The organism is Sphingobacterium sp. GVS05A, from assembly GCF_019969845.1.
GTDB lineage: Bacteria > Bacteroidota > Bacteroidia > Sphingobacteriales > Sphingobacteriaceae > Sphingobacterium.
Genome location: NZ_JAHXYR010000002.1, coordinates 657,155 through 684,152, shown reverse-complemented (window position 1 = coordinate 684,152; position 26,998 = coordinate 657,155). Strand labels below are relative to the sequence as shown.

The 26,998-nt window shown below is 39.5% G+C and carries 25 protein-coding genes; 23 read left to right on the top strand and 2 right to left on the bottom strand.

Features of this window, described 5'->3' with window-relative positions:
• Nucleotides 1-161 precede the first annotated feature (161 nt).
• The 9 genes from LC454_RS07590 (at nucleotide 162) to atpG (ending at nucleotide 8,258) form a co-directional block, all read left to right on the top strand.
• Nucleotides 162-2,387, top strand: a complete 2,226-nt coding sequence (locus LC454_RS07590) for a helix-turn-helix domain-containing protein (protein ID WP_223581169.1) — start codon at nucleotides 162-164, stop codon at nucleotides 2,385-2,387.
• A gap of 49 nt (nucleotides 2,388-2,436) precedes the next feature.
• The gene (locus tag LC454_RS07585; protein WP_223581168.1) at nucleotides 2,437-2,664 is read left to right on the top strand and encodes an AtpZ/AtpI family protein; all 228 of its coding nucleotides are present in this window, start codon (nucleotides 2,437-2,439) and stop codon (nucleotides 2,662-2,664) included.
• Nucleotides 2,657-3,055: a hypothetical protein gene (locus LC454_RS07580; protein WP_223581167.1), complete on the top strand. Its 399-nt coding sequence runs from the start codon at nucleotides 2,657-2,659 to the stop codon at nucleotides 3,053-3,055. The genes LC454_RS07585 and LC454_RS07580 overlap by 8 nt, the downstream gene beginning before the upstream one ends.
• A 94-nt stretch (nucleotides 3,056-3,149) precedes the next feature.
• Complete coding sequence (gene atpB, locus LC454_RS07575) at nucleotides 3,150-4,238, top strand: F0F1 ATP synthase subunit A (protein WP_120262214.1); 1,089 nt, start codon at nucleotides 3,150-3,152, stop codon at nucleotides 4,236-4,238.
• A 36-nt stretch (nucleotides 4,239-4,274) separates the two neighbouring features.
• Nucleotides 4,275-4,463, top strand: a complete 189-nt coding sequence (gene atpE / locus LC454_RS07570; protein WP_028070619.1) for an ATP synthase F0 subunit C — start codon at nucleotides 4,275-4,277, stop codon at nucleotides 4,461-4,463.
• A 111-nt stretch (nucleotides 4,464-4,574) separates the two neighbouring features.
• The gene (locus LC454_RS07565; protein ID WP_223581166.1) at nucleotides 4,575-5,075 is read left to right on the top strand and encodes a F0F1 ATP synthase subunit B; all 501 of its coding nucleotides are present in this window, start codon (nucleotides 4,575-4,577) and stop codon (nucleotides 5,073-5,075) included.
• A 29-nt stretch (nucleotides 5,076-5,104) separates the two neighbouring features.
• On the top strand, nucleotides 5,105-5,647 hold the full coding sequence (atpH, locus tag LC454_RS07560) for an ATP synthase F1 subunit delta (RefSeq protein ID WP_223581165.1): 543 nt from the start codon (nucleotides 5,105-5,107) through the stop codon (nucleotides 5,645-5,647).
• 55 nt (nucleotides 5,648-5,702) lie between these two features.
• Nucleotides 5,703-7,277 carry a F0F1 ATP synthase subunit alpha gene (gene atpA, locus LC454_RS07555; RefSeq protein ID WP_223581164.1) on the top strand — a complete coding sequence of 525 codons (1,575 nt, stop codon included), beginning with the start codon at nucleotides 5,703-5,705 and terminating at the stop codon, nucleotides 7,275-7,277.
• A gap of 78 nt (nucleotides 7,278-7,355) precedes the next feature.
• Complete coding sequence (atpG, locus tag LC454_RS07550; protein ID WP_223581163.1) at nucleotides 7,356-8,258, top strand: ATP synthase F1 subunit gamma; 903 nt, start codon at nucleotides 7,356-7,358, stop codon at nucleotides 8,256-8,258.
• Between the two features lie 75 nt (nucleotides 8,259-8,333).
• Here atpG and LC454_RS07545 read toward each other — a convergent pair whose 3' ends face one another.
• Nucleotides 8,334-9,380 (bottom strand): 3-oxoacyl-ACP synthase III family protein, encoded by a 1,047-nt coding sequence (locus tag LC454_RS07545; protein ID WP_223581162.1) that lies wholly within the window; start codon nucleotides 9,378-9,380, stop codon nucleotides 8,334-8,336.
• A gap of 78 nt (nucleotides 9,381-9,458) precedes the next feature.
• On the opposite strand from LC454_RS07545, the gene LC454_RS07540 reads away from it, so the two are divergent.
• From LC454_RS07540 to LC454_RS07530, 3 genes are all read left to right on the top strand, one after another.
• Nucleotides 9,459-9,740, top strand: a complete 282-nt coding sequence (locus LC454_RS07540) for an ATP-dependent Clp protease adaptor ClpS (protein WP_077437687.1) — start codon at nucleotides 9,459-9,461, stop codon at nucleotides 9,738-9,740.
• A 103-nt stretch (nucleotides 9,741-9,843) separates the two neighbouring features.
• A complete protein-coding gene (locus tag LC454_RS07535) occupies nucleotides 9,844-12,291 on the top strand; it encodes a TonB-dependent receptor domain-containing protein (protein ID WP_223581160.1) in 2,448 nt (815 codons plus the stop codon).
• A gap of 67 nt (nucleotides 12,292-12,358) precedes the next feature.
• Nucleotides 12,359-13,168 carry a DUF1080 domain-containing protein gene (locus LC454_RS07530; protein WP_223581159.1) on the top strand — a complete coding sequence of 270 codons (810 nt, stop codon included), beginning with the start codon at nucleotides 12,359-12,361 and terminating at the stop codon, nucleotides 13,166-13,168.
• 31 nt (nucleotides 13,169-13,199) lie between these two features.
• Here the strand turns inward: LC454_RS07530 and LC454_RS07525 are convergent, their stop codons facing one another.
• Nucleotides 13,200-13,904, bottom strand: coding sequence for a YjjG family noncanonical pyrimidine nucleotidase (locus LC454_RS07525; protein ID WP_223581222.1), 705 nt, complete (start codon nucleotides 13,902-13,904; stop codon nucleotides 13,200-13,202).
• Nucleotides 13,905-14,022: 118 nt separating this feature from the next.
• Between LC454_RS07525 and LC454_RS07520 the strand changes: the two genes are divergently transcribed.
• The 11 genes from LC454_RS07520 (at nucleotide 14,023) to LC454_RS07470 (ending at nucleotide 26,886) form a co-directional block, all read left to right on the top strand.
• Complete coding sequence (locus tag LC454_RS07520) at nucleotides 14,023-14,898, top strand: sensor histidine kinase (protein ID WP_120262223.1); 876 nt, start codon at nucleotides 14,023-14,025, stop codon at nucleotides 14,896-14,898.
• On the top strand, nucleotides 14,888-15,595 hold the full coding sequence (locus LC454_RS07515; protein WP_120262224.1) for a response regulator transcription factor: 708 nt from the start codon (nucleotides 14,888-14,890) through the stop codon (nucleotides 15,593-15,595). Before LC454_RS07520 ends, LC454_RS07515 begins: the two co-directional genes overlap by 11 nt.
• A 10-nt stretch (nucleotides 15,596-15,605) precedes the next feature.
• On the top strand, nucleotides 15,606-16,124 hold the full coding sequence (locus LC454_RS07510; protein WP_223581157.1) for a hypothetical protein: 519 nt from the start codon (nucleotides 15,606-15,608) through the stop codon (nucleotides 16,122-16,124).
• Complete coding sequence (gene hemE / locus LC454_RS07505) at nucleotides 16,124-17,161, top strand: uroporphyrinogen decarboxylase (protein WP_223581155.1); 1,038 nt, start codon at nucleotides 16,124-16,126, stop codon at nucleotides 17,159-17,161. Before LC454_RS07510 ends, hemE begins: the two co-directional genes overlap by 1 nt.
• A 280-nt stretch (nucleotides 17,162-17,441) precedes the next feature.
• Nucleotides 17,442-18,038, top strand: coding sequence for an RNA polymerase sigma-70 factor (locus LC454_RS07500; protein ID WP_223581153.1), 597 nt, complete (start codon nucleotides 17,442-17,444; stop codon nucleotides 18,036-18,038).
• 75 nt (nucleotides 18,039-18,113) lie between these two features.
• Nucleotides 18,114-19,130 (top strand): FecR family protein, encoded by a 1,017-nt coding sequence (locus LC454_RS07495; RefSeq protein WP_223581151.1) that lies wholly within the window; start codon nucleotides 18,114-18,116, stop codon nucleotides 19,128-19,130.
• A 48-nt stretch (nucleotides 19,131-19,178) separates the two neighbouring features.
• Nucleotides 19,179-22,541, top strand: a complete 3,363-nt coding sequence (locus tag LC454_RS07490; protein ID WP_223581143.1) for a SusC/RagA family TonB-linked outer membrane protein — start codon at nucleotides 19,179-19,181, stop codon at nucleotides 22,539-22,541.
• Nucleotides 22,542-22,582: 41 nt separating this feature from the next.
• The gene (locus LC454_RS07485; protein ID WP_223581141.1) at nucleotides 22,583-24,106 is read left to right on the top strand and encodes a RagB/SusD family nutrient uptake outer membrane protein; all 1,524 of its coding nucleotides are present in this window, start codon (nucleotides 22,583-22,585) and stop codon (nucleotides 24,104-24,106) included.
• Nucleotides 24,107-24,111: 5 nt separating this feature from the next.
• Nucleotides 24,112-24,387, top strand: coding sequence for a LysO family transporter (locus LC454_RS07480; protein ID WP_120262229.1), 276 nt, complete (start codon nucleotides 24,112-24,114; stop codon nucleotides 24,385-24,387).
• Complete coding sequence (locus tag LC454_RS07475; RefSeq protein WP_223581139.1) at nucleotides 24,377-24,979, top strand: lysine exporter LysO family protein; 603 nt, start codon at nucleotides 24,377-24,379, stop codon at nucleotides 24,977-24,979. Before LC454_RS07480 ends, LC454_RS07475 begins: the two co-directional genes overlap by 11 nt.
• Nucleotides 24,976-26,886 (top strand): MGH1-like glycoside hydrolase domain-containing protein, encoded by a 1,911-nt coding sequence (locus LC454_RS07470; protein ID WP_223581137.1) that lies wholly within the window; start codon nucleotides 24,976-24,978, stop codon nucleotides 26,884-26,886. The genes LC454_RS07475 and LC454_RS07470 overlap by 4 nt, the downstream gene beginning before the upstream one ends.
• Nucleotides 26,887-26,998: the final 112 nt, after the last annotated feature.

Here is a 26,998-nt window from a genome sequence, read left to right as displayed (position 1 = left end):
GCAGCTAAATATAGGAAAAAATCATTAATATTTTTAGTTAACCGTTTTAGCTTTACTAAAATCATTAATAAAATGTACTTTTTTATCAAATATACAATCTATCGATAGGATATGTTTTCAAAATGAAATACTTAGTTTTGTGATCAATCTAATTTCAGGATATGTCAAATTTTCAAGTCGATCGAGAAAACACAGCATTTATGCAGGCTGTTGCATTTGTTAACCAAACCAATCAGAATGTATTTATTACAGGAAAAGCAGGTACGGGAAAGACGACTTTCTTGAAGTATATTCGTGAGCATAGCTATAAGAAAATGGCGATTACTGCACCAACAGGAGTAGCTGCCATGAATGCGGGTGGGACAACCCTACACTCCCTGTTTTGGCTTCCTTTCGGAACGTTTGTTGAAGATTATGAGTTGCGCTGGGATGAGCAGGATAGTCATATTTATAATAAATCGCGTTTGTTCAGTACAATAAAGCTAACAAAACAACGGCGGGCGATTCTACAGGAACTAGAATTATTGATTATCGATGAGGTTTCGATGGTACGGGCTGATACATTGGATGCGATCAATGTGATATTACAATCTGTTCGTCGCGATATGCGTCCTTTCGGTGGATTACAGGTCTTGTTTATTGGCGATTTATATCAATTGCCTCCCGTGGTCAAAGATGCAGAATGGAATATTCTCCGTGATCATTATTCGTCTGTATTTTTCTTCAATGCAAAGATTCTAAGGGACAGCCCCTTGGTCATGCTAGAGCTTAATAAGATTTATCGTCAGCAGGATGAAGGGTTTATTTCGATCTTGAATGCAATACGGAATAATCAATGTACCAGTGAAATGCTAACTACTTTAAATGGTTATTACAAACAGGATTTTGTACCAAAAGAGGAGGAGCAATATATTACATTGACATCCCACAATCGGAATGCCGATGAGATCAACAGTGCAAAACTGGCTTCGTTGTCTGGAAAGATGCTCAACTTAAAAGCGGTTGTGAAAGATGACTTTGCACAAGGGTCTTATCCTGCCGAGGAAACGCTATCCTTAAAAATAGGAGCGCAGGTGATGTTCATCCGGAATGATTCCGGTGATGAACGGAAGTATTACAATGGTAAGATCGGTACTGTAAAACATATTGATACAGTACAAGGAACAGTATCAGTCACTTTTCCTGACGGCTCTGAAGAGGTGACGGTCAAAAGAGAGACCTGGGAAAATATCCGTTACAATTATGATAAAGGCCAGGATCAAATCAAAGAGGAGATCCTGGGTACATTTTCTCAATTTCCTTTGCGACTGGCCTGGGCTATTACAATCCATAAGAGCCAGGGTCTGACTTTTCAGAAAGCAATTATTGATGCGGGTACCTCATTTGCGGCTGGACAGGTTTATGTTGCGTTAAGCCGTTTGACGAGCTTGGATGGGCTTGTACTTAAATCAGTTATTCCATCTTATGCCATCCGTACAGATTATCAGGTGGTCGAGTTTGCACAACGTGCACATTCCCAATTCAGTATTAACGAAATTTTGGAACAGTGCCAACGAAATTATCTGGGGCAGATTTTGATGAATGGTTTTCGATGGGATGGCCTCTTGGTGGAAACTTCGGAGCTGCTGAAATCAATGGATGAACGCAATATCGATGGGAAAGAGCAGGCTGTTCAATTTTTCCAGGAGATCGTTAAACAGCTCCAGACACAAGAGAAAGTGGCCCACAAATTTATTGTTGTCCTTTATGAACTCCTTAGAGATAAGGATGCGATTGACTATGACCTGATTTGTGAGCGTTCTACTGCTGCTGTAAATTGGTTTTTACCACGGATGGATAAGGATCTTATTGCGGCCCTGACAAAGCATATTGAGGAATACCAGATTCGCAAGCGGACAAAGAAATATGTTGATGAGTTGAAAGCAATATTGTTGGATTATAAGAGAAAACGTGAGCAGTTGCAGCATTGTCTAATTATTGCTGAAACGCTGTCCAAAAGAGAAGATTTTCAAACAGCCATGCTTGATGTAGCTGCTCAGGTTAAGACAAAAGAAAAAGATGAATTGGCGGCACAAAGCGCTGACGAAGAAGGAGCTAAAAAACTGGATACAAAGGATATTTCGTTAGAAATGTTTAAAGAGGGGATGACTATCGCTGATATTGCGGGCAAGCGTGGGATGGTTGCTGGTACCATCTATGGGCATCTGATTAATTTTGTAGGGACAGAGGTAGAGGCAACGGAATTAATTGATCAAGAAAAGCTTGACCGCATTCTTGATGTTATTCGAGCAAATCCAGACAAATCATCTTCCGAACTGAAGATGCTGTTGGGTGCAGATATTGATTATCCGGATATTAAAATTGGACAAAAAGTTTTAGGATTGTAGTGGGTAAGGATTTATGATGTATATTTGTCAACCTTTTATTATAAGCTAATTGAAAGAGGAGAAGACCAATAAGAAAATTAACAAGTGGATTGTATTTACTTCCATGCCGATTCAGATGGGTGTGACAATATATTTGTTTTATTGGGTCGGGAGTTGGTTAGATAATAAATATGCCATTGCGGGTGATTGGGGAATGAAAGGATTGACGTTGTTGGGTGTGGTTGTATCCTTGTATCAGTTCATTAGGCAGGCAAATCAAATTAATAAGAATGAATAGTTATTTGAAAAGCATACTTATACTGCTGATCGTCTTTGTGGCAAGTTTTGCTGCGCATTATTTAGTGATATCCGGAATGAACGTGGAGCAATACTGGGGCAAAACCTCCTACAGTCTGGTGGGGATGTATACCTTTGGATTCTGTTCTTCGTTGCTGGTTGCGGTGTTGATATTTTTTGCAAATTGGTCTATGCCGGAGAAACTGGGGGTTATATTTCTGGGGCTGGTGCTCTTGAAAGGTGTTGCAGGATATATTTATATTAAAGACGGGTTAAAGACCTTTGAAAATAACTTTATCGAATATAACTTTTTGGTTGTATTTTTTATCTCTCTGTTTGTGGATGTCTACGTCGCTTTTAGCGCTTTAAATCAAGCAGATAAAAAGGTTTAAACTATTTTTGGAAAAAGTTTAAACAAATGGTGATTTATGCCAAATAAAATTGTATTTTTGCGCAAAATTTTTTATTATTCAATAGTAATCTGAAATGGTGAATCTTAAGAGAGCACTTTTATTATTTGCAGTAATTTTTCTTGCTGTCAATCCTTTTACCTTAAAAGCAGCTGAGGAAGCGCATGGGGATGCGCCTAAAACCCAAGCTGAGGAAATCAAAGAGTATAGTCAACATCACTTACAAGATGATCATTATTTTTCTTTGTTCTCCGATCAAAAAGCAGGAAAACATTATGGTTTTCCATTGCCAGTAATTCTTATTGATAATGGATTGGTTGTTTTTTCTTCTGGCGAGTTTCATCATGGCGAATCCGTTGTAGAGAAAAATGGTCAATACTATACACTTTACCATGGCAAGATCTATAAAACAGATGCTGCAGGTACCTTAAACTTTGATGAAGCACATCACCCTACGAATGCAAAACCTTTAGATTTCTCGATTACCAAGAATGTGGTGGGCCTGTTATTGGCAGCATTCTTATTGTTCTGGGGTTTCATATGTCTGGCTAAAACATATAAGAAAGGTGTTAATAACCTTCCTAAAGGTGTTGGCCGCGTTTTAGAACCATTGGTTTTATATGTACGTGATGAGATGGCTGTTCCAAATATTGGTCATCGTTATAAAGAATTTATGCCTTACCTGTTATCTGTGTTTTTCTTGATCTTTGTTTTAAACTTGTTGGGTATGACTCCACTAGGTTTTAACGTGACAGGAAATATTACAGTCACTTTATGTTTGGCTTTATTCACTTTCTTTATTACCAACTTTAAGGCCAATAAAGATTATTGGAAACACATTTTTTGGATGCCGGGTGTTCCAGTTCCTTTCAAATTTATTTTGGCACCAATTGAGGTGTTGGGTATGTTTACTAAGCCTTTCTCCTTGATGTTGCGTTTGTTTGCGAATATTACTGCTGGTCACTCCGTTGTAATGGGGTTGATCGCAATCGTATATTTATTTCAACAACAGTTGACTGTCGGTGGTAGTATCGGGGTGTCAATGTTGTTAACATTAGTGTTGTTTTTCTTGGAGTTATTGGTTGCGTTTTTGCAAGCCTTTATCTTTACAATGTTGTCATCCTTGTTTATCGGAATGGCAGTCGAAGAACACGCACATCATTAATCGAATTTTTTTGTTAAATTTTATAAAATAATTATTATGTACAACTTAATTGGAGCAGGTTTAATCGTAATCGGTGCAGGTTTAGGTTTAGGTAAAATCGGTGGTTCAGCTATGGAAGCTATCGCTCGTCAACCAGAAGCAGCATCTAAAATTCAAACTGCGATGATCATCATTGGTGCCTTAGTTGAAGGTTTAGCATTCGGTGCTTTAATCTTAGGTAAATAATCCAAGCTGATTAAAAGTTTACTAAATACAATCTGCAACGGTTGGTTGCAGATTGTATTTAAACAAAAAAATACAAAACAAAAGAAAATTATAATTTACAATTGTATATAAATGGAAGCATTAATTAATCAGTTCTCGTACGGTTTGTTCTTTTGGCAACTAATCATCTTGTTGGTTGTGATCTTTTTATTGGGCAAGTTTGCCTGGAAACCTATCGTCAACGCTTTAGATGAACGTGAGCAAGGAATTGCGAATGCATTGGAAGCTGCTGAGAAAGCTAAATTAGAAATGGCTCGTTTGACAAATGAGAACGAACAATTGCTTAAAGAGGCTCGTGCAGAACGTGATGTTATCCTTAAAGAAGCAAAAGAGCTAAAAGACAAAATTGTTGCTGAGGCAAGAAATCAAGCGCAATACGAAGGTGCTAAAATGATTGCTCAAGCGAAAGAGGAGATCGACGAACAAAAGAATAAAGCTTTGGCTGAGGTAAAATCACAAGTTTCATCTTTGTCTTTGGATATCGCCCGCAAAGTATTAACAAGAGAATTTGAGGACCAAGGTAAGCAAGAGGCTTTAGTAGCAGATTTGCTTAAAGACGTTAAATTGAACTAATCCGGTCACTTAAATTACGAAATAGAATTATGTCAGTATTTAAAGTAGCATCGAGATATGCAAAGTCATTAATTGACTTGGCTAGCGAGCAAGGCTCACTGGAGACCATCAAAACAGATATGGATTCGTTCATCGCTGTTTTAAAGTCCAGTTCAGAATTGCAGGCTGTTTTGGCCAATCCTATTGTTCCTTTGGACAAGAAGAAAAACATATTGGATGCTTTATTTAAAGATAAGATCAATGCAAATATCTTAGCCTTTTTCAAGATCATGATCAACAAAGGTCGTGGTACGATCGTATATGCTACTGCGCAGGAATTTGTCCGTGAGTATAATGAGGTTAAAGGTATTGTAAAAGCTACAGTTACCTCTGCTGCACCACTTTCTGAAGCTAATTTAGCCGCAATGAAAGATGTACTTGCAAAAGAAACCAACGCTCAAGTGATATTGGTCAATAAAGTCGATAACAACTTGATCGGTGGATTTGTCGTTAATGTTGGTGACCGCCAGATTGATGCAAGTATTGCTGGTAAGTTGAATAAATTAGAAAGATATTTGAATCAGGGTAACTAAGGTTATTCTGGTATTTAAAGTAAAATAAATCAAAAAACCCCTTATAATAATTAAAATGATAGAGGTAAGACCAGATGAAGTTTCGGCAATTCTAAGAGAGCAATTGGCGGGCTTTAAATCAGAAGCCGAACTAGAGGAAGTGGGTACCGTACTTGCTGTAGGTGACGGTATTGCTCGTATTTACGGCTTAACTAAAGTTCAGTCCGGTGAGTTGGTTGAATTTGATAACGGATTACAAGGTATTGTATTAAACTTAGAAGAAGACAACGTCGGTGTTGTACTTTTAGGTCCTTCTGACGAAATTAAAGAAGGAGATACGATTAAACGTACCAACCGTATTGCATCCATCAAAGTTGGAGAAGGTTTGTTGGGACGTGTTGTGAATACATTGGGTCAGCCAATTGATGGTAAAGGACCTATCCAAGGAGAATTATACGAAATGCCTATCGAGCGTAAGGCTCCAGGTGTTATCTACCGTCAGCCAGTAACTGAGCCATTACAAACAGGTATCAAGGCAATCGATGCGATGATTCCAGTAGGTCGTGGTCAACGTGAGTTGGTTATTGGTGACCGTCAAACAGGTAAAACTGCGGTATGTATCGATACGATTTTAAACCAAAAAGAATTCTACGATGCAGGTCAACCTGTATTCTGTATCTACGTTGCTGTAGGTCAAAAGAATTCTACGGTAGCGAATATCGTTCGTACATTGGAGGAAAGAGGTGCAATGGCTTATACTGTTGTTGTCGCTGCTTCTGCTGCTGATCCTGCTCCACTTCAATTCTACGCGCCAATGGCAGGTGCTGCTATCGGCGAGTTCTTCCGTGATACAGGTCGTCCAGCGTTGATCGTTTATGATGATTTGTCAAAACAAGCTGTGGCATACCGTGAGGTTTCTTTGTTGTTGCGTCGTCCTCCAGGCCGCGAAGCATATCCAGGTGACGTATTCTACCTACACAGCCGTTTATTAGAGCGTGCTGCGAAAATCAACTCTTCTGATGATATCGCTCGTAACATGAATGACCTTCCTGAGTCTATCAAGCATTTGGTTAAAGGTGGTGGTTCATTGACAGCCCTTCCAATCATTGAAACACAAGCAGGTGACGTTTCGGCATATATTCCTACCAACGTAATCTCTATTACAGATGGTCAGATCTTCTTGGAATCTAACTTATTTAATGCTGGTATTCGTCCGGCGATCAACGTAGGTATTTCGGTATCTCGTGTGGGTGGTAACGCTCAGATCAAACCGATGAAAAAAGTATCAGGTACATTAAAGTTGGATCAAGCACAGTACCGTGAATTGGAAGCTTTCGCGAAATTTGGTTCTGATTTAGATGCTGCTACTAAGGCTGTATTGGATAAAGGTGTTCGTAACGTTGAGATCTTGAAACAAGGTCAATACTCTCCAGTTTCTGTAGAGAAACAAGTTGCGATCATTTACATTGGAACGAAAGGTTTATTACGTAATGTTCCAGTAAATAAAGTAAGAGAGTTTGAAGAAGAATTCTTGACGCAATTGGAACAACGCCATCCAGAAGTTTTGTCAGCGTTCAAAGCTGGTAAATTCTCTGATGAGTTGACTGCAGTATTAGAAAAAGTAGCTAAGGATTTAGCATCAAAATATTAATTAGTAATGAGTATTTGGTATTGAGTCCATTGACTAGGCTCAATACTCAATACTAGGTACTTGATACTTAAAACAAATATGGCAAATTTAAAGGAAGTAAGAAATCGGATTACCTCGGTATCATCAACACAGCAGATCACTAAAGCCATGAAAATGGTTTCGGCTGCTAAATTGAAGCGCGCTACTAACGCTATCTTACAATTGCGCCCATATGCGAATAAACTAAGAGATATTTTGGCTGATGTTTCTGCAAGTGTGGAGGGAAGTAATTCTCCTTTCACAGTAGATCGTGAGCCAAATAAGGTGTTGATCGTTGTTGTTTCTTCTAATAGAGGTTTGGCTGGGGCATTCAATGCGAATGCTATCAAGATGACTAATAACTTGATCGCTAACAAATATGCCGAGCAGCATGCGAAAGGCAATTTGAGTATCATCGCTATTGGTAAAAAAGGTTACGATTTCTATTCGAAGCGTAATTTCGATGTGATAGCTAACCACTCAGACTTGTTTTCTGATTTAAATTTTGGATCTGTTTCTGTAGTGACAGAATTTATCATGGAACAATTTAAGGAAGGTAATTTTGATCGTGTTGAAGTGGTTTATAACCAATTCAAAAACGCTGCTGTTCAAGAGTTGACAGCAGAGCAGATTTTGCCTTTATTACCACCTGCAGAGCAAAACACACAACATACGCATAAAGCAAAAATTGAAGCTGAAGTGGATTATATCATTGAACCTTCTAAAGAGAAGATTATCGAAGAATTAATTCCTAAAGCCATCAAGATTCAATTATACAAAGCTGTTTTAGATTCCAATGCTTCTGAGCATGGTGCACGTATGACAGCAATGGATAAAGCAACTGAAAATGCTGGTGACTTAATAAAATCACTTAAGTTATCGTATAACCAAGCGCGTCAAGCGGCAATTACAACAGAATTGACAGAGATCGTCTCTGGAGCGACAGCGTTATCAAACGGATAATCCTGTAATCGGGAAAACATAAAAAAGGCGATAATCTTTATGATTATCGCCTTTTTTATGTTTAATAGTCCTTTTTTACCACCGGATTAAAGCGGATCCCCAGGTAAAGCCTGCACCAAAGGCGGCTAAACAAATAAGATCACCTTCTTTTATTTTTCCGGCTTCCCAAGCCTCACATAGTGCGATCGGTATAGACGCTGCTGTTGTATTGCCATATTTTTGGATATTGTTGAAGACCTGATCCTCATTTAATCCCAAGGTTTTCTGCACAAACTGTGAAATACGAAGATTGGCCTGATGAGGGATCAACAGATCAATGTCAGAAGTTTTCAGGTTGTTCTTTGTCAAAGCCTCATGAATAACTTCGGGGAACTTTACAACAGCCTTTTTGAAAACGGCCTGTCCATCCATATTTGGGAACGCAGTTCCATCTTCAAGCATTTCTTTGGTCATCAATAATCCCCCCAGTTCCTGTTCCGGCCAATCGGGCATTTTATCCAGCCAGATTCCACTTGATGCTCCTGGATAATACATCGCGAGCTTTTCTGCTTCCGCGCCGTCAGAATGTAAATGCGTGCTCAAAATGCCTTTGCCAGCTTCGGTTGTCGGCTGCACAACTACTGCTCCTGCACCATCACCGAAAATTACAGAAACAGCACGTCCTCTGGTTGAAAAATTGAGCGCAAATGAATGTTTCTCTGAACCCACTACAAGTACATTTTTGTACATCCCCGTTTTGACAAATTGATCTGCTATGGATAGGGCATAGATGAAGCCAGAACATTGATTTCTGATATCCAATGCGCCGACCTCGTTCATTCCCATTTCCCGTTGTAGTAAAACAGCGCAGCCTGGGAAATAATAGTCAGGCGACAAGGTTGCAAAGATGATGAAATCGACATCTTCCTTGCTGATATTGGCACGTTCAATTGCTATTTTCGCGGCTTCAACACCCATTGTGGTTGTTGTTTCTCCGATACGGTCGGCATATCTACGCTCTTTGATACCTGTTCTTTCTTGAATCCACTCGTCACTGGTATCCATAAAACGTGTTAAGTCATTGTTGGTATATACGTTTTTTGGAACGTAATAGCCAATTCCTGCGATTTTTGACTGAAACATAATAAATTCCTCTAATTGATTGTATTCTTCCCTTTTATATTATCGTTAATTTAGAAAAAAATATTCTATTTTTGCAGCATGGGTACCCAAACTGCTGAAGAAACCTTTACGTTAGAAGAGATATTAGCGTCTGTTAAGGACTCTAATCGCCTGATTTTATGGAATGACGAAACGAATACGTTCGACCATGTGATTCATTGTCTGATGTATCACCTTCAATATACCGAAAAACAAGCTGAAAAAATTGCATGGAAAGTGCATACTGAAGGAAAGTGCGCCGTTTTGGAGGGTACTTTTACAGAGATGGAAATCTACCGCAAGATTTTGAAAGCAGAAGGATTGACGGTCTCTGTGGAATAAATTTACTATCCTTTTTGTTACCGTAATAATATGGTTACGCTTCAATTTTGTCTCTAAGTTTTAGTTTTATTTGCACTAAACTATAAACTAAGCTGAAGCTCTCATGTCATTTAACGCTAAATCGTTTAAATTTTTATTATTATTTGTATTCTTTCTACCGGTTGTTGTTCTTGCGCAAACTGGTCAAATCAAAGCTATCCTGATCGATAGCAAAACTTCCAAACCTATTTCGTCTGCCAGTGCTGCGCTTTTAGATGCGAGCAATAATAGTTATGTTAAAGGAGCTCAATCAGTAGATCAGGGATTTCTTTTATTCTCAGATATCAAACCCGGTAAATATAATGTTCGTATCAGTTATGTAGGCTATGAGACGCATACGATTGAAGGGGTGGATGTGGCGGTATCGAAAAGCAACGACCTTGGACGAATTGGTTTAAATTCAACGGGTGAGCTCCTGGATGAGGTTGTAGTCGAGGGGAGAGTTCCTGCGATGCAGATTGGTATTGACCGCAAAACCTTTAACGTGGGTGAGAGCTTGGTCAGTGCGGGGGGAACAGCAACAGATGTGTTAGCCAATGTACCCACGCTTCAGGTGGATCAAGACGGATCGGTGAGCCTGCGTGGATCCAGCAGTGTCAAGATTCTAATAGATGGCCGCGAGTCAGCACTCGCAGGAAACGATGTCACATCTTTGCTTCAGAGCCTTCCGGCTAATTCCATAGAAAAAGTTGAGGTCATCACCAATCCCTCGTCTAAATATGATGCTGAAGGGCAGACGGGGATTATCAATATCGTCTTAAAGAAAAATATTCGAACAGGGCTGAACGGATCGGTAAATACATCCGCTGGTTCCTATGACAATTATATGGCTGGTATAACATTGAATTATCGTGATCGGAAATTCAATTACTTCGGATCCTATAACTTCAATAAACGTAACATGGTTGGAAGTGGGAAGACGGACAATACGTTTTTGAGTGATACCACAAGCAATTATAGCGAATCCGAATCCTCAAGAAAGGGGAATAGCCATACAGTAAAAGCCGGATTTGACTATAATATGTCTGACCGTACTTCATTGAGTTTTTCCGGTAATTTGAGCATCCGGGATAATAAACGGATAGAGGACTTAAATTATCGTTTTTTTAAAGGAACAGATGAAACAGGAACCAGTGATCGTAAGTCTACCCAATTTGAGGACGATCTGGGCTATGAATTCAACGCCGATTTTAAACATCAATTTAAGCGACAAGGAGAGGAATTGACGGGGAATGCGAGTTATGGAAGAGACAAGGAAGATGGTACGAACGATTTTTCTCAAAAATATACCGACGGACGGAAAGAAACCGCACGGAGGAATACGACCTCCGAAGATGGTAAGAATATTAATCTTCAGCTGGATTATGTGCTGCCATTTTCCGAGGTAAGCAAATTCGAGGCTGGCTATCGTTCTCAAATTAGAAAGTCATTTGATACGCAATTTTCCGAGCTCCGCGATACAACAGGCAAATATCTGCCAGACTATAGGATCAGCAATGATTTTGATTTTACCAGTATTGTCCATGCAATTTACGCTAACTATCAAAATAAGCTAACGGATAAAATTGGCTATCAAATCGGGTTACGGGGAGAACAATTTGAACTTAAGTCCACTTATCTCTCGAAGGATCCTAACGCCGAGGAAAAAGAATCCAATGCAAAGCAGAACTTTTTTAGATTATACCCGACTTTGTTTTTAACATATGATGTAGATGACAATGGTGATAAAGTTCAGTTTAGTTACTCACGTCGTGTGCAACGAGCTCGTGGTTGGCAGGTCAATCCATTTTTAAATGTATCCGATGATCTGAATTATCGTCAGGGAAATCCGAATCTGAAACCAGAAGATGTACACAGTTTTGAAATGAGTTTTGCCAAAACTTTTGGCAAAGTAAATTTGATATCTTCAGCTTATTTTAATCACGCCAGTGAGGTTATCCAGCCTTTTGTTTACAAAATAGAAGATGGCAGAACATACAGTCGATGGGAGAATATGACCAGCCGGAATCTTTCGGGTTTTGAATTTATTTCAAAGGTCAATGCGACGAAGGATTTTGACTTTACATTTAATCTCAATTTGATCCATATTAAATATAATGCAAATCCAGACTATGAGATAAAAGACAGAAAAGACTTCGCTTATAATGCTAATTTAACAGCTAATTATCGTTTTACACCGACTTTCTCTGCTCAAATGAGAGGGGAATACAATTCTTCACGTGTCATGGCTCAAGGACAGATGAATGCTATGAAAGGGGTGGATGTTGCGCTGAAAAAAGATGTATTCAAGAAGAAGGCATCGATTATGTTGAATGTTAGAGATGTGTTTAATTCGCGCAAAATGAATGGTATGCTAGAGACATCTCAACTAGTGTCTAATTTTGAACACCGTTGGATGAAGAGGATGGTAACTTTATCACTATCCTATCGCTTTGGGAGTCAGGATCTAAATAAGTCTAAAAAGAAAGAAACAAATACAAATGAAATAAATGGTGGTGGAGAGGAATATTAAAAAATATTCCTCTTTTTAACCCCAAATGCTTAATTTTAATTTTGAAACAAACCTAAAACTAAAAAGAATGAAGTTATTAAAAACAGTTTTTGCGGTATCGGTGATGGCATTTTCTGCACATCTAAATACAGCAGTAGCGCAAGCAAAAAAAGAAGTACCGGCTTACAAAATTTTGGATTTGCCACGTGTGGATATCAAGAAATTCAAAAAGAATAAGGCCGGAGCATATGTTATCTTTGATGGTACTTCGATGGAGGGCTGGAGAGGATATGATAAAACTGTAGTTCCCAAAAAATGGGTTATCAATGAAGGCGCAATTAAATTTGATAGCGGAGCGAATGTGGGCAAGGACGAAGGTGGTGATTTGATTTTCGCACATGACTTCAAAAACTTCGAATTGGAATTGGAATGGAAAGTAGCAAAAGGAGCAAATTCCGGAATTTTCTTTTTGGCCAAAGAAGTCGAAGGTCAGCCAATTTATATCTCATCACCCGAGTGTCAGGTTCTTGACAACGAAAACCATCCAGATGCTAAAATGGGCGTCGATGGGAATCGTAAGTCTACATCATTGTATGATATGATTCCTGCGAAACCACAAAATGGCAAACCTTACGGCGAATGGAACAAGGTGAAGATCCGCGTGAACAATGGTAAAGTTGAACACTTCCAAAATGGGGTGAAAGTCGTTGAATATACCCTGTGGGATAAATCATGGGTTGACCTATTACAAAAAAGTAAATTCAGTCAAGAGAAATGGCCTCTGGCGTTTGAGTTGCTGAGCCATGTAGGTGGAGAAAGCAAATCAGGATTGATTGGTCTCCAAGATCATGGAAACGATGTTTGGTTTAAGAACATAACCGTAAAAGTCTTAAAATAACAAAAAAGCAGCTTTTAAAGCTGCTTTTTTGTTATAATATAGATTGTAATTCTTTCAGATCGACAATCATATGTGGTACATCCTCAGGTTGCTCCGTACTGTTCGGATTAAAGAAGATCGCATCCATTCCGACATTCATTGCCCCACGTACATCCGCATCCAGATTATCTCCAATCATCAATGACTGTTGTACATGTGCCCCTGTGGTTTCCAGTGCAAATTGAAAGATCCTTGGATCAGGTTTGTTCACTCCAACGACCTCAGAAATAAAGATGTTTTTGAAATATTTGTTCAAATTGCTTTTCTCCAATTTGGTCTCACAGGCCTCCTTAAAACCATTGGAGATCAAATGCAGGTTGTATTTTTCGTCTAGATAGGCCAAGGTTTCATGTGCATGCGGAAATAAATTCGTCTTTTGAGGACAGATCGTGAGGTATTCCAGTTCAAATTCTTCAGGAAACAATTCGGGGTCTACACCCATTTCGATAAATGTATCAGCGAATCGCGCCTTTCTTAACTCGGGTTTTGAAATCTTTCCATGATGGTATAATCCCCAAAGGCGATGATTGTTGATTGTATAAGTTTCTATGAAACGGGAAGGAGATTCCTTATTAAATAAGCTGTCAAACTTGTATTTAAAATATAGTTCGTGGAGACTTTCTTCGGCATTTTTGTCAAAATCCCAGATGGTATGATCCAAATCAAAGAAAATATCCTTTTTCTCACGATTAAACATATACAAATATACCACCTCTGGGGAGATTTTATCTTATTGTGAATCGGCTAATTTTCTTCTTTGTGTCATAATCTTTAGGATATTTCCGAATGCCTTGATGAATAACTATTTTTGCTACATGAAGAAAGCGCTTTTACTCTTTTATTTCCTTTTGTTTTACGCGATCATGCAATTGATCTGGTGGGGGGTGATGTTCATCCGGTTTGATCCAAGCAAAAAGAACATGATTATAGGCGAAGGTATTTTCTTCTTGATCATTTTTTTATGGGGTGCCTGGCGGTTAAAGCGCCTGGTAGAGCGGGAACAGAAATTGTTGCAACAGCAGCAAAATTTCCTTCTGGCTATTACGCATGAGTTGAAATCTCCTTTGGCATCCGTCAAACTCTATATTCAGACCATTTTGCGACGAGATTTGGATAAAGAGCAACAACAGACTTTTTTAAGAAATTCCCTAAAAGATATTGAGCGATTGGATGATCTGGTAGAGAATGTCTTGATGACGACCAAATTGGACAGCCGCAATTACAGCATGCCCAAAGAGGATTTTAACTTTACCTCTTTGGTGGAGCAAATCGTCGATCGACTTCAAAAGAATTCATGCAGCTCACAGGTATTGAAACCTTACCTGGAGTCGGATATTATTATCCATGGTGATAAATTTGCAATAAGTAATGTTGTGACAAATCTCATTGAGAATGCTATTAAATATTCACCGGCCTGTGCCATGGTGGATGTGAAACTATATACGGAGAGCAGTAAAATAATTTTTTCTGTTGCTGACCATGGTATCGGTATCAGTGATGAAGAGAAAAAACTTATCTTTAATAAGTTTTATCGCGTGGGAAGTGAAGCGACAAGGAAAACCAAAGGTACTGGTTTGGGGTTATATATCGTGAAAACCGTGTTGCAGAAGCACGATGCGACCATTAAAGTTAAAGATAACACTCCTAAAGGGAGTATTTTTGAAGTAACATTTGAAAGAAATGCAAAGTAAACAAAGAATATTACTTGTCGAAGATGAAGAACACTTGTTAGAAGCAATCAAGTTGAATCTCGAAATGGAAGGTTACCGTGTCACTACGGCTACTGACGGAAAAAAAGCATTGAAAGTTTTTAAAGAGGAACGTTTCAATCTCGTGATATTGGACGTTATGATCCCTGAAATTGACGGATTTCAGGTTGCGGAAACCATCCGACTACAGAATACAGAGGTTCCTATCATGTTTTTGACGGCCAAGAACAGTAGTGAAGACCGTATCACTGGACTAAAAAAAGGTGCTGATGATTATTTGGTAAAACCTTTCAATCTAGAAGAATTGATTCTCCGTGTTGGAAATTTGGTTCGTCGTGGTATGAAACCAGATGATCTTAAAGAATTGAATTCTTATCAAATCGGTGATAAAACCATCTATTTTAATTCTTACGAATTGCATCATGCAGATGGAACGATTACCTCATTGACGAAAAAAGAAACCATGCTATTGAAGCTGTTGATCGAACGTCGTAATGAAGCCGTTTCGCGTGAGCAGATTTTAGAAACTGTATGGAATTATGACGTCTATCCTTCGACGCGTACCATTGACAATTTCATTTTGACATTCCGGAAATATTTTGAGCCTGATCAAAAGCATCCAATCTATTTCCACTCTATCCGAGGTGTTGGTTATAAATTTACCGACAATAACGCATAGCAGATAAAAGATGATGACAATTAAGGCTAGAATAGCCGTTATTTTTATTGCTGCGTTACTTTTGGGCTATGGTTTATACCAAGGGCATTATCAGACAGCTGTATTGTTGGCTGGCGGAATCGGTTATCTAATTTGGAGCCATTTTCGGGAAGGTTCAGTTTTCTTGGCAACACAAGCTTTTCATCGGCAAGACTATGAAAAGACAAAAAACTTGTTATCCGAAATAAAAAATCCAGATACACTTCGTAAGGGGCGCCGTAATTTCTATGAATTTATGATGGGAAATATAGCCTTGAAAGAGGATCGTATCGATGAGGCTGAATATCATTTTCAGCTGGCTTCTCGTCTACCCTGGAAAAAAGATAATGAAAAAGGTATGGTAATGATAAATCTGGCTAATATTGCACTGCGAAAGACAGATTATGAACGGGCAAGGGCGTATACAGATGTGGCTAACAAATTGCATTTAACTGCAAGACAGGCCAGTATTATTACAAAAATAGAAAACGAAATTTCAAAACATTTATAGTGAGTACTACTTTACAAAACGACTTATTGATTAGAGCTGCATTCTCGCAGCAAACGGAGAGACCTCCTGTGTGGATGATGCGTCAAGCTGGACGCTTTATGAAAGAATACTGGGATATCAAAAACAAGTATTCTTTTCTCGAAATGTGCAAAACACCAGAGATTGCAGCAGACGTAACGATGTTACCTGTAGATTTGTTGGGAATAGATGCAGCGATCTTGTTTTCGGATATTTTGGTTACAGCAGAGGCAATGGGTGGCGATCTGTCATTTGAACAAGGAGTAGGTCCTCGTTTTTCTAATCCAATTCGTTCTGTCAAAGATGCGGAGGCATTATCGGTTGACTGTTTGGATAAGTTGCAATATGTTGCGGATGCCATAAAAGTAATTCAACAACGTCTTGATAATCGTATCCCATTGATCGGTTTTGCAGGAGCACCTTTTACCATTTTAAGTTATTTGGTTGAAGGCGGTTCATCAAAAGATTTCAAGTTGACGAAGTTGATGTTAAACAATCAACCTGAATTGGCGCATACAATCCTTCAAAAGATTGCTGATGTAACGGTAGAATATCTTAATATGCAGATTGCGGCAGGGGTAAATGCGATCCAATTATTTGACAGCTGGGCTTTGGCTTTGTCTTGGAATGATTACCGTGATTTTTCACATTATTATAACAAACAGATCATTTCCAAATTGAACCGCAAGGATATTCCTGTAATATCTTTCTGTAAAGGATCATCTGTCTTTGCTCCAATGATGGTGGAGGCGCAGCCAGATGTGGTTTCAATCGACTGGAATGCAGATCTTAAAAATATGAAGCAATCCTTGCCACAGGGAATAGCTGTTCAAGGGAATTTAGATCCGTTTGTACTATATGCTGAAAAGCCTGTTATCAGAAAGAAAATTATAGAATTATTTGAGCGCATGCGCGGAGAGAATGGTTTTATATTCAACTTGGGACATGGTATTATGCCTGATATTCCTTTTGATAATGTAAAATACGCAATCGAGGTTGTGAAAGAATTTAGCTATTAAACTTTTGATTAGAAAGAGTTCTAAGAAAACGAAACAAGATTTTAGATAAACATCCGATCGAGAAGAAAGAAGACTTGCTATAACTAGCAGGTCTTTTTTTTAAGTAAGGGATGGCAGTTGGGAATAATTTAAAAAGTAAGTTTTTTATTGTTTTATAATGCATTAAAATGCGTGTTATCATGGATATGGTGAAAATTCGTGCAAAATATGTTAAAATGAGCACACTTACTTTTTTTGTAAATCTTGTTTTATTTTATAGCTTAGTCGCAAAACCTAATAAATGAGTAAAAATACCTTGATGGATGGACTGCTGATTAATGAAGAAGCGCTGGAAGAAGTGTTTCATCATTATTTTGATGAGCTATGCCATTTCTTAGGGTATTATACGCGTGATGTACAGTTGGTGGAGGACTGTTTGCAGGATGTGTTTGTTAAACTATGGGAAGATCGGGATCAAATCCATATTTTCCATGTCAAGACCTATCTTTATCGGGCAGCTCGTAACCGTGTGCTCAATGCTTTACGCAATGAAAGTGCACGTACTGCTCATTTAGAGCGTTGGTTTAAGGAGGAAATGACCCGCCAGGAAGCAGAGGAGTGTATCAATATGGAGGAGTTTTCTCTTGTTTATCAGGAAGCTATTGGCAAATTGCCTAAAAAATGTAAAATCGTCTATCAATACTGTAAGGAAGAGCAGAAAACCTATCAGCAGGCCGCCCAAGAACTGCAAATATCCATCAAGACAGTCGAAAATCAGATGTCCATTGCGTCTAAAAAAATACGGGCACATATACTTGAACGCTATCAAATACTGTATCCAGATTCTATTTTATTGGTTTTAACGATGTGTGGTGCAGGTCTTTCCACTCTCATTTAAATATTTTAAAAAAAATACAAAACCTTTTAGGGGTTTTCTCCGCTCTGGGTGTCTATTTGTCGTAAACCCAAAATAATGAATAGCAGTTATAAGCCGTCACTGGAGCAATTAGTTCGATATCTAAAAAAAGAGAGTGATGTAAAGGAAAATGAAGCGATTGTAGCTTGGCTCGATTCAAGTGAACAAAATCGTTATTATCTTTTGCAGCTGGAAAACGAATGGATACATCTCAAAGAACCGCCACTGATCATCGATCGGGCAGATCGTCCACGGATATGGGACAAAATCCAAGATCGTATACAACCTGTCGTAAAAACTATTGTTTTTGACCGTAACCGTTTTTGGTGGTTGGTCAGTGCGGCTGCGATTCTTATTTTTCTGTCAGGGACATTGGGGACGTATTTTATTCAGCGTAATATTTTGATGAACACATCTTCGCAGGAGCAAACAATTGTTTATACGGCTTTAGGGCAAAAGTCACAGGTTATATTACCTGATGGATCAAAAGCTTGGTTAAATGCGGGAACTAAGATGAGCTATTCGCATGCATTCAATCAACATGATCGCAAGATTACACTTGAAGGCGAGGCATTTTTTGATGTGGTGAAAAAAGAAAATATGCCTTTCACCGTGCAGACTTCCCATTTGGATGTCGTCGTGAAAGGAACTGCTTTCGATGTTTCAGCCTATGCGGATGATGCCAAGATAGAGGTGTCCTTGTTACGTGGAAAAGTTGCGATAAACGATAAAAAAGGACAATTGATCGGAGAAATGAAACCTAATGATTGGATCCAATTGGATAAACGGACTGGTCGGTATACGCAGATACGACAATTGGACGCGGTACAATATAGCACCTGGAAATCTGAGGAACTTGTTTTTGAGAACGAATCTTTGGAAAGTGTTCTTAAGAAATTGGAGCGTTGGTATGGTGTCAATATTACTTGGAGGGGAGCAGATCCCGATAGACATTATACATTCAAAGTGAAAACTGAAAGTTTACGAGAAATTTTGGAATTGATCAATGTCATTACACCAATCGAATATACAATAGCAGGCAAATCTGTTGCTATAGTTTCAAAAAAACGATAACCAAAAATTGATGATGTAAACTACTTAAAACAAAATATACCAAAAATTATGAAAAAGAAACCTATTCTGATGAGTCTTTTACTCCTCAGCCAGACCTTCTTTGCTGTAAACGCGCAGCAGATATCAGGCAAAAAGGAGTCTTCAAATCTTAAGTCACTTATCGAGATTGTTGAAAAAAAGTATGGCTATTCATTTATGTTCAGTAATTCGGATGTAGATGTCAAGACACCACTTTTCTATGACAGTCAGGCAAGCAGCTTGGAAGCTCTGTTGAAAGATGCGTTACAAGAGAGCTCGATTACATACGACATTACGGGGAAACGGATTTTATTAAAACGTAAGGTTGCAAACAAACAGCAAATGGGGCAAGTAAAAGGAACTGTTGTAAATGAAAAAGGTGAACCATTACGCGGTGTGAGTATACATGCTTCGGGCAGTGGGAAAACCGTCGCTACAGATCTTTCAGGCGCTTTTTCTCTAGAAGTCAATGCGAAGGACTTACTTCAGGTTAGCTATGTGGGGTACCAAAACCAACAAATTAATGTACAGGCGGGAAAAGATGTCGATATCACCTTAAATAGCGGAAATAGAGAACTTGATGAGGTTGTTGTGATCGGATATGGCACTTTAAAGAAGTCTGATGTCACGGGTGCAATAGCAAGTATTAGCACAAAGGATCTGGCAAAACGTGCAACAACAAACCCTGCTGAGGCATTACAAGGGGTGGCTGCTGGTGTCAATGTGCAGAAAAATAGTGGTATTGCAGGAGCAGGAGTGCAGGTCAAGATCCGTGGGGTCAATACCTTCGGCAGTAATGAACCACTGTATATCATAGATGGTTTCCCCGGTACAATCAGTAATGTCAACCCCAATGATATAGAGAGCATGGAGGTACTCAAAGATGGTGCCGCTGCCGCAATATATGGATCTGTGGCTGCCAATGGTGTTGTTATCGTCACAACTAAAGCCGGTAAAGCTGGAAAAATTCTTGTAGACATCAACAGCTTTACGAATGTAACAGAAACGTCTAATCGATTAAAAGTGCTCGACGCTGACGGTTATGTAAAAGTGCATCGTCAAATGTATGAGGAATACAATAAGTACGCTACGACGCCAGTCAAACTCCCCGACTATATCAACAAGCCTCGTACCAATAATACCGATTGGCAAGAGGAGGTATTCCGTACAGGGCTTTCCACAGCGAATAGCGTTGCTATCAGGGGCGGACAAGACAATACCCGCTATTCCCTGTCTGCGAACTTAAGTAATGACAAAGGTGTTGTTATCGCGAACGATTTCAAAAAGGAAAATGTCCGTATGAAATTGGGAACCAAGAAGAATATCTTCACCGTGGAAGGGAATATGGCCTATACAAATTCCAAATACCATGGCCCCAATTTTAGTCTAAAAGAGGCGTATATGATTTCGCCTTTGGTACCGGTGTATGACTCGACGGAAAAAGGTGGTTTTGGTTTGACAAATTGGGGCGGTATTCCCAATAATGTCAATGTGATTGCCGACGAACATTATAAAACAAGCTGGACAAAAAAGCAAGATTTCGCCGGAAATGCTTTTGTTAGTGTAGATATCATGAAAGGCTTAACCTTTAAAACAAGTTATGCATTCAATGCAATCAATACACAAAATTATTACCATTATCCTCCATTCGCCTCGGATGAAAAGAACCCGTATGAATTTCCTTTTTATTGGGAGGGACGCAGCTATTGGCAGGAACAGGTCTTTGATAATCTCCTGAACTATAAAACAGAATTTGGAAAACATAGCTTAAATGCGCTTTTGGGTAGTTCGTTGAATATGCAGGAATCCAATTGGAATAATGTAGGTGTTGAAGGAAAGAAGATCGTATACTCGGTTGAGAATGGTAAACTGATGAGCAAGGAAAGTGCCGAGGGATTTTTGGATCCCAATTTCATGACGATCAGTTCGGGACAAGGTGGAACATTCTCCGCGGATGGTTCTAAGTATGACTATAACCGCATGTCTATCTTTGGTCGTGTCAATTACTCTTATGCCGATCGTTACCTCGTACAGTTGACCTTACGTCGTGATGGTTCATCTAAATTTGGAAAGGATAGTCGATATGGAAGTTTTCCTTCAATAGCATTGGGTTGGAAGATCGATGAGGAATCATTCTTCTCGAAAGAATCTTTTGTGTCGAATCTGAAATTAAGAGGAAGCTGGGGGAAGCTCGGAAATGAGGTCGCTTTGGGGTACTACGACCACCAAGCATTGATCAGCACCTACAATAATTTATACATGGGATATGTACGCGGAAGTGGCAATCCGTGGCCCGGTAGTATTGCAATGGGACTAGAGAATAGACTGCTGAGCTGGGAGACGACGGAATCTAAAAACATAGGTGCAGACTTTGGTCTATTCAATAATGTATTAAGAGGTTCGGTAAATTACTTTATCAAGACCACCAATGATCTTTTGATCACTAAGAAAGTTGCTCCATCTGCGGGTTTGGAAGATCCGACATTAAATGTCGGAAAGATCCGAAACTCGGGTTTTGAGCTTGAACTCAAGTATGCAAATCGGAAAAATGAGTTTCAATACGATATCGGCTTAAATCTTTCAACTCTCAAAAATAAGGTCGTCAGCCTCGCTAATGAAGACCAGATTCTTTTGGGAAATGGCCTAAAATTCGATACCGAACATTTTCCGAATCAGACTCGTGTAGGATATCCGATTGGAGGATTCTTCCTTTACCAAACCGATGGTATCTTTCAGAGCATGGAGGAGGTGAACAAACATGTCAATAAGGAGGGTGAATTACTACAAGATAATGCCAAGCCGGGCGATATCCGTTTTGTCGATGTCGATGGTAATGGTGTGATTGATGATGAAGACAAGAAATACAGTGGTACAGGAATTCCTAAATTGGAAGTAGGTTTGAATCTTGGTGCTTCTTACAAAGGCTTTGATTTTTCGGCATTGATTGGAAGTGGCTGGGGCCATAAACTCTATAATGGGAATCGCTACTTTTTTGAAGCCATGAGTTCTGGATCCAACTTTTTGAGCAGTACGTTAAATGCATGGACCGAAAACAACCGGGATACCGATGTTCCGCGAGCTGTATTACAAGATCCAAATGGAAACAGCCGTGAGTCCACACGCTTTTTGGAATCGGGTAACTTTATTAGACTACGTCAGCTACAGATCGGGTATACTTTGCCTAAAAATCTATTGCATGCGATCCGTTCAGAAAATCTACGGTTTTATATCAGTGGACAGAATATATATACCTGGACAAAATACAAGGGAATTGATCCTGAGTTTGCACCATCTGGAGTTAACAATAAATCCAGCGTGTTGAATACAGGGGTAGACCGTTATATTTTTCCATTTACCAAGTCCTATTCCTTTGGAGTTCAATTTACATTTTAAGACTTGGGTATTTATTGTATCATAATTAAAGAAACTAGAAGATGAAAAAGAATAGAACAAATTATAAATGGATTCTTTGTATCGCTTGTGCGCTAAGCACGACATTGTCCTGCAGCGATAAATTAGATTTAACATCACCGGACAAACTTACTTCAGATAACTTCTGGCGTAATGCCGAGGATGCTGAGTCTGGACTTTCTGCTGCCTATTCGCAGTTGGAAGCAGCAACGGATGTATGGGAATTTGCGGAGGTAAAATTTCCGGTCGAGGCTTATCGTGAAGATGCTTGTGAAATCGGTAGCGATGCATTGAACTATCAGACTTGGGTAGAACTCTATAATTTTACCTATACCAATGGTAATAGTCAATTTACGGCCTATTGGAGTAAAGCATATCGCGGTATTTCTTATGCAAATCAAGTGATAGAGAAGACCGCACCGATTGAAATGGATGCAAATAAGAAAAATCAGATTATTGCCGAAGCAAAGTTCTTGCGCGCCTATTACCATTTGAAACTATTGCTTAACTGGGAAAAGATCGTTGTCCGCGATCAATATATCACCAGTGAAGGAAAGATTAACAAGGCCTTATCTACACGTGAGGAAGCGTGGGCTTTTATTATCGGGGATCTGGAGGCTGCGGTTGGCAATTTGCCTGTGAAACAGGAGGCAGCCAATATTGGTCGAGCTACCAGAGGGGCGGCGAATGCTTACCTTGGCTACAGCTATTTAACATTAGCATATGAAAATACGGCCAAGAAAGAAGAATTGCTCGGGAAAGCTGAACAGGCCTTTAAAGCAATATCAGGATATAACCTGGAAAAAGATTTCCTGTCTATGTTTGACGGCACCAATAAAAATAGCGCAGAATCTATTTTTGAACTTCAATTTACTGATAATACCGCTAATGGTGCGAGTTACCGCACAGCACTGCATAAGTGGATCGCTGTAGGAGAGTTGGGTGGTTGGGATGAAATCTTACCAAGCAAGATGCTCTTAAGCGAATTTAAAAAGGAGGGTAAGATCGCTACAACAGGACGTTATGACTCACGTATGTACCAGACCTTGTTCTGCAATGATCCTTATTTTAATGATTTGAAGAATGGGGGAGTTTATGGCTTTACCTACGATGAAATATTTGGAGCTGGATCTGACCGGGCAAGTTTCAGAAAGTATTTACCACGAACAGCAGCCGATTTGGATAAGTCCCGCACAGCAGTCAATCTTCCATTGATGCGTTATGCTGATGTGTTGCTGTTATTGGCTGAAACCTTAAATGAACGTAATCGTCCTGCCGATGCCATCTCTTTGATCAATCAGGTACGCCAGCGGGCAGATATGCCAGCACTTCCTTTAAATTTGTCTGTTACCGAAGTCAAAAAACGTATCGAACATGAGCGTATCGTGGAGTTTGCCTTGGAAAATACCCGATTCTACGATATGAGAAGATGGGGGAAAGCGAAAGAAGCATTGCAAGCTATTGGTCGGAATAGTTTTGATCCGGCTAAGCACAACTTTTACCCTGTTCCATTATTGGAGATCAAGTCAAATGATAAAATTAATTAAGGAGCATGTTTACCGTTTTTTTTGTCATGCTTTTAGGTGTAGGAATAGGGATAGGACTTCGGTCCTTTCCTATTCTTAAACATACAGGTATTCTTGTCCGATTGGTCATATTTGCCTTACTGTTTCTTTTGGGACGAGAGGTCGGGCAAAATCCAAAAATAGTAGACAATCTTGATACATTGGGATTGCAAGCTATACTGATCACATTGGCAGGAGTCGCTGGAAGTGTTCTTTGCTCATGGTTCGTTTATCGTTTATTCTTTAGCAAACATGAAAGGTAGTTTGATCATTCTCGCATTTTTTATCGTGGGTGTTTTTGTCGGTTTCAAGGGAATTATTCCAGCCGAATTGTTGAAAGAAGAATGGAATACTTATGTCCTCTATGCATTGATGTTGTTGGTTGGGGTTACCATTGGTTATGATAGGGAACTCTTGATATCTCTACGAAAAGTTAATTTAAGCATCGTGCTCGTCCCCTTGGCGACTATTGTTGGAACATTGTTAGGTACCTTTATCGTCAGTTTCTTTATCCGCGACTGGAATGCCGCTGAAAGCATGGCTGTAGGATCTGGATTTGGTTACTACTCTTTATCAAGTATTTTTATTACACAATATAAGGGTGTCACATTGGGAACTATAGCGTTGATGTCGAATTTGATGCGTGAATTATTGGCGCTATTGATGGCTCCATTAACTCGAAAATGGTTTGGCCCATTGGCGCCGATTTCTGTTGCGGGCGCCACAAGTATGGATACTGCATTACCCATTATCACACAATACTCCGGCAAACAATATGTTCTCGTTGCGATCATCCATGGTATATTGATTGACCTCAGTGTACCCTTTTTAGTTACTTTTTTTTGTTATTTATGAAAAATAAGATCGAAACCTTATGGGTTACAATTAGTTTTTGTTTGATTTTGATAGGATGCAATACGGTCAAGTCTCCTAAAATGGATGGCTATGGTGGATTGTTAAGGGTCGAGCAACAACCAGAAGGTTCCACTCGCCGAACAAATCCCTTTTATACCGACCGCGGCGCCTGGGTCGGATTTGGCATTCATGAAAATAAGACAGTAACAGGTTTTTGTGGCCCCTATGATCTGGATGCGCGCGATTGGTTAAGTAGTGCATTGCTGCAGATTGGAACAGCTCCGGCTCGAGAAAAAAATCTACTGAGCCGTGATAGCAGTTGTTATTATCCGGATCGCTTGTGGATGCGTTTGCGAGGAGAGGATATGGAAGTTGAGCAAACTCTTAAACTGGTCTCATCAACAACAGCCATATTACATATTAAAAACAAATCATCAAAAGAACTATGGACCTATGGCAATCTCAATCAAGGACAATGGACACTAGCAGGTAATACCCTGTGGTCTAAACTTCCAAATGGAGAACTTATTTTACTATCTTTTGAAGCTGGTGTGAAAGTAACTTTTGATCAGGGGAAATATCAAGCCCATTTAGAAAAGGCTGATACAGAGATTGTCCTGACCCATTATGCCAACCCGATCACCTTAGAAAAAGCACTTATAGCGGCAAAAACCGCTGTTGAGCAAAGCAAGGCTTTGAGCGTGCAACATACAGCACGCTGGGCGAATTATATCAGCTCAAATACTCGTCCGGAACTCTCCATGGAGGAACATCGCATTATGGTGAAAAGTATGATGACCCTGATGAGCAATTGGCGGAGTGCAAAAAAGGAATTAAAACATGATGGTGTTGTCCCTTCACATGTAGCTGACTATTTTGTTGGATTTTGGGCCTGGGATTCATGGAAGCATGCCGTTGCATTGGCGCAGATAGATCCCGCTTTGGCGAAAGATCAGATTCGCGCTATGTTTGACTTTCAAGATAGCGTCGGGATGATTGCCGATTGTATCTATACGGACCATCGCGAGAATAATTACCGTGATTCCAAACCGCCATTAGCTGCCTGGGCGGTAAATGCTATCTATGAAGCCGATCATGACCTATCGTTTGTACGGGAAATGTACGATAAACTAGTCTTGTACCATGAATGGTGGTTTCGCTACCGGGATCACAATAAAAATGGTATCTGTGAGTATGGTGCTACGGATGGAACATTGGAAGCCGCGAAGTGGGAAAGCGGTATGGACAACGCTATTCGGTACGATAGTACCCAGATGTTATTGAATGAAAAAGGTGCCTGGAGCATGGATCAGGAATCTGTGGAGCTCAGTGCTTATCTTAAGCTGGAACGAAAATATCTGATGCATTTTGCGGAAATGCTCGGAGTACCATTTAGGGAAAAAAAAGAATCATACCTTGCCATGGATTACTTCTTCGATCAGGAGCGCGGTTATTATTTTGATCGCAAACTGAATGGAGCACTTATTCCATGTTTTGGGCCTGAAGGCTGGTCGCCATTGTGGACAGGTTTAGCTACTGTGCCACAAGCTGAAGCTGTGGTTCGTGTGATGCAGGATACGGCTAAATTTGCCTCCTTTGTACCTTTTCCTACAGCGGCTTTAGACAATACCAAATTCATGGATAGAGGATACTGGCGCGGGCCTATTTGGCTCGATCAAGTCTATTTTGCAATTGCTGGTTTAAGGAAATACGGTTATCAACAGGAAGCGGATATGTATACCAAACAAGTCTTTGAGCGATTGGAAGGGTTATCTGGTAATGGACCAATTCATGAAAACTATGAAGCGCACACAGGCAAAAGGCTCAAAGCACCACATTTTAGCTGGTCTGCAGCCCATTTATTTCTGTTATATAAGGAACTGAAAACTTCTCCACAAAAGAAATAGATCAGTTGAAATACCAACGCTTCCAATCCGATAAGTGTACTATCTATATCGGATTGGAAGCGTTGTTTATTTAACATGCATTATTGAAAACTAAAATTAAGTAATCGGGATG

Excerpts from the sequence above, each read along its gene's own strand:
- LC454_RS07520 (WP_120262223.1), top strand. The coding sequence starts at position 14,023 with ATGAAGAAAGCGCTTTTACTCTTTTATTTCCTTTTGTTTTACGCGATC.
- LC454_RS07540 (WP_077437687.1), top strand. The coding sequence starts at position 9,459 with ATGGGTACCCAAACTGCTGAAGAAACCTTTACGTTAGAAGAGATATTA.
- LC454_RS07490 (WP_223581143.1), top strand. The coding sequence starts at position 19,179 with ATGAAAAAGAAACCTATTCTGATGAGTCTTTTACTCCTCAGCCAGACC.
- atpG (WP_223581163.1), top strand. The coding sequence starts at position 7,356 with ATGGCAAATTTAAAGGAAGTAAGAAATCGGATTACCTCGGTATCATCA.
- LC454_RS07565 (WP_223581166.1), top strand. The coding sequence starts at position 4,575 with ATGGAAGCATTAATTAATCAGTTCTCGTACGGTTTGTTCTTTTGGCAA.
- LC454_RS07500 (WP_223581153.1), top strand. The coding sequence starts at position 17,442 with ATGAGTAAAAATACCTTGATGGATGGACTGCTGATTAATGAAGAAGCG.
- LC454_RS07480 (WP_120262229.1), top strand. The coding sequence starts at position 24,112 with ATGTTTACCGTTTTTTTTGTCATGCTTTTAGGTGTAGGAATAGGGATA.
- atpH (WP_223581165.1), top strand. The coding sequence starts at position 5,105 with ATGTCAGTATTTAAAGTAGCATCGAGATATGCAAAGTCATTAATTGAC.
- LC454_RS07495 (WP_223581151.1), top strand. The coding sequence starts at position 18,114 with ATGAATAGCAGTTATAAGCCGTCACTGGAGCAATTAGTTCGATATCTA.
- LC454_RS07475 (WP_223581139.1), top strand. The coding sequence starts at position 24,377 with ATGAAAGGTAGTTTGATCATTCTCGCATTTTTTATCGTGGGTGTTTTT.
- atpE (WP_028070619.1), top strand. The coding sequence starts at position 4,275 with ATGTACAACTTAATTGGAGCAGGTTTAATCGTAATCGGTGCAGGTTTA.
- LC454_RS07525 (WP_223581222.1), bottom strand. The coding sequence starts at position 13,904 with ATGTTTAATCGTGAGAAAAAGGATATTTTCTTTGATTTGGATCATACC.
- LC454_RS07530 (WP_223581159.1), top strand. The coding sequence starts at position 12,359 with ATGAAGTTATTAAAAACAGTTTTTGCGGTATCGGTGATGGCATTTTCT.
- LC454_RS07470 (WP_223581137.1), top strand. The coding sequence starts at position 24,976 with ATGAAAAATAAGATCGAAACCTTATGGGTTACAATTAGTTTTTGTTTG.
- LC454_RS07590 (WP_223581169.1), top strand. The coding sequence starts at position 162 with ATGTCAAATTTTCAAGTCGATCGAGAAAACACAGCATTTATGCAGGCT.
- LC454_RS07485 (WP_223581141.1), top strand. The coding sequence starts at position 22,583 with ATGAAAAAGAATAGAACAAATTATAAATGGATTCTTTGTATCGCTTGT.
- LC454_RS07515 (WP_120262224.1), top strand. The coding sequence starts at position 14,888 with ATGCAAAGTAAACAAAGAATATTACTTGTCGAAGATGAAGAACACTTG.
- LC454_RS07545 (WP_223581162.1), bottom strand. The coding sequence starts at position 9,380 with ATGTTTCAGTCAAAAATCGCAGGAATTGGCTATTACGTTCCAAAAAAC.
- atpA (WP_223581164.1), top strand. The coding sequence starts at position 5,703 with ATGATAGAGGTAAGACCAGATGAAGTTTCGGCAATTCTAAGAGAGCAA.
- LC454_RS07580 (WP_223581167.1), top strand. The coding sequence starts at position 2,657 with ATGAATAGTTATTTGAAAAGCATACTTATACTGCTGATCGTCTTTGTG.
- LC454_RS07510 (WP_223581157.1), top strand. The coding sequence starts at position 15,606 with ATGATGACAATTAAGGCTAGAATAGCCGTTATTTTTATTGCTGCGTTA.
- atpB (WP_120262214.1), top strand. The coding sequence starts at position 3,150 with ATGGTGAATCTTAAGAGAGCACTTTTATTATTTGCAGTAATTTTTCTT.
- LC454_RS07535 (WP_223581160.1), top strand. The coding sequence starts at position 9,844 with ATGTCATTTAACGCTAAATCGTTTAAATTTTTATTATTATTTGTATTC.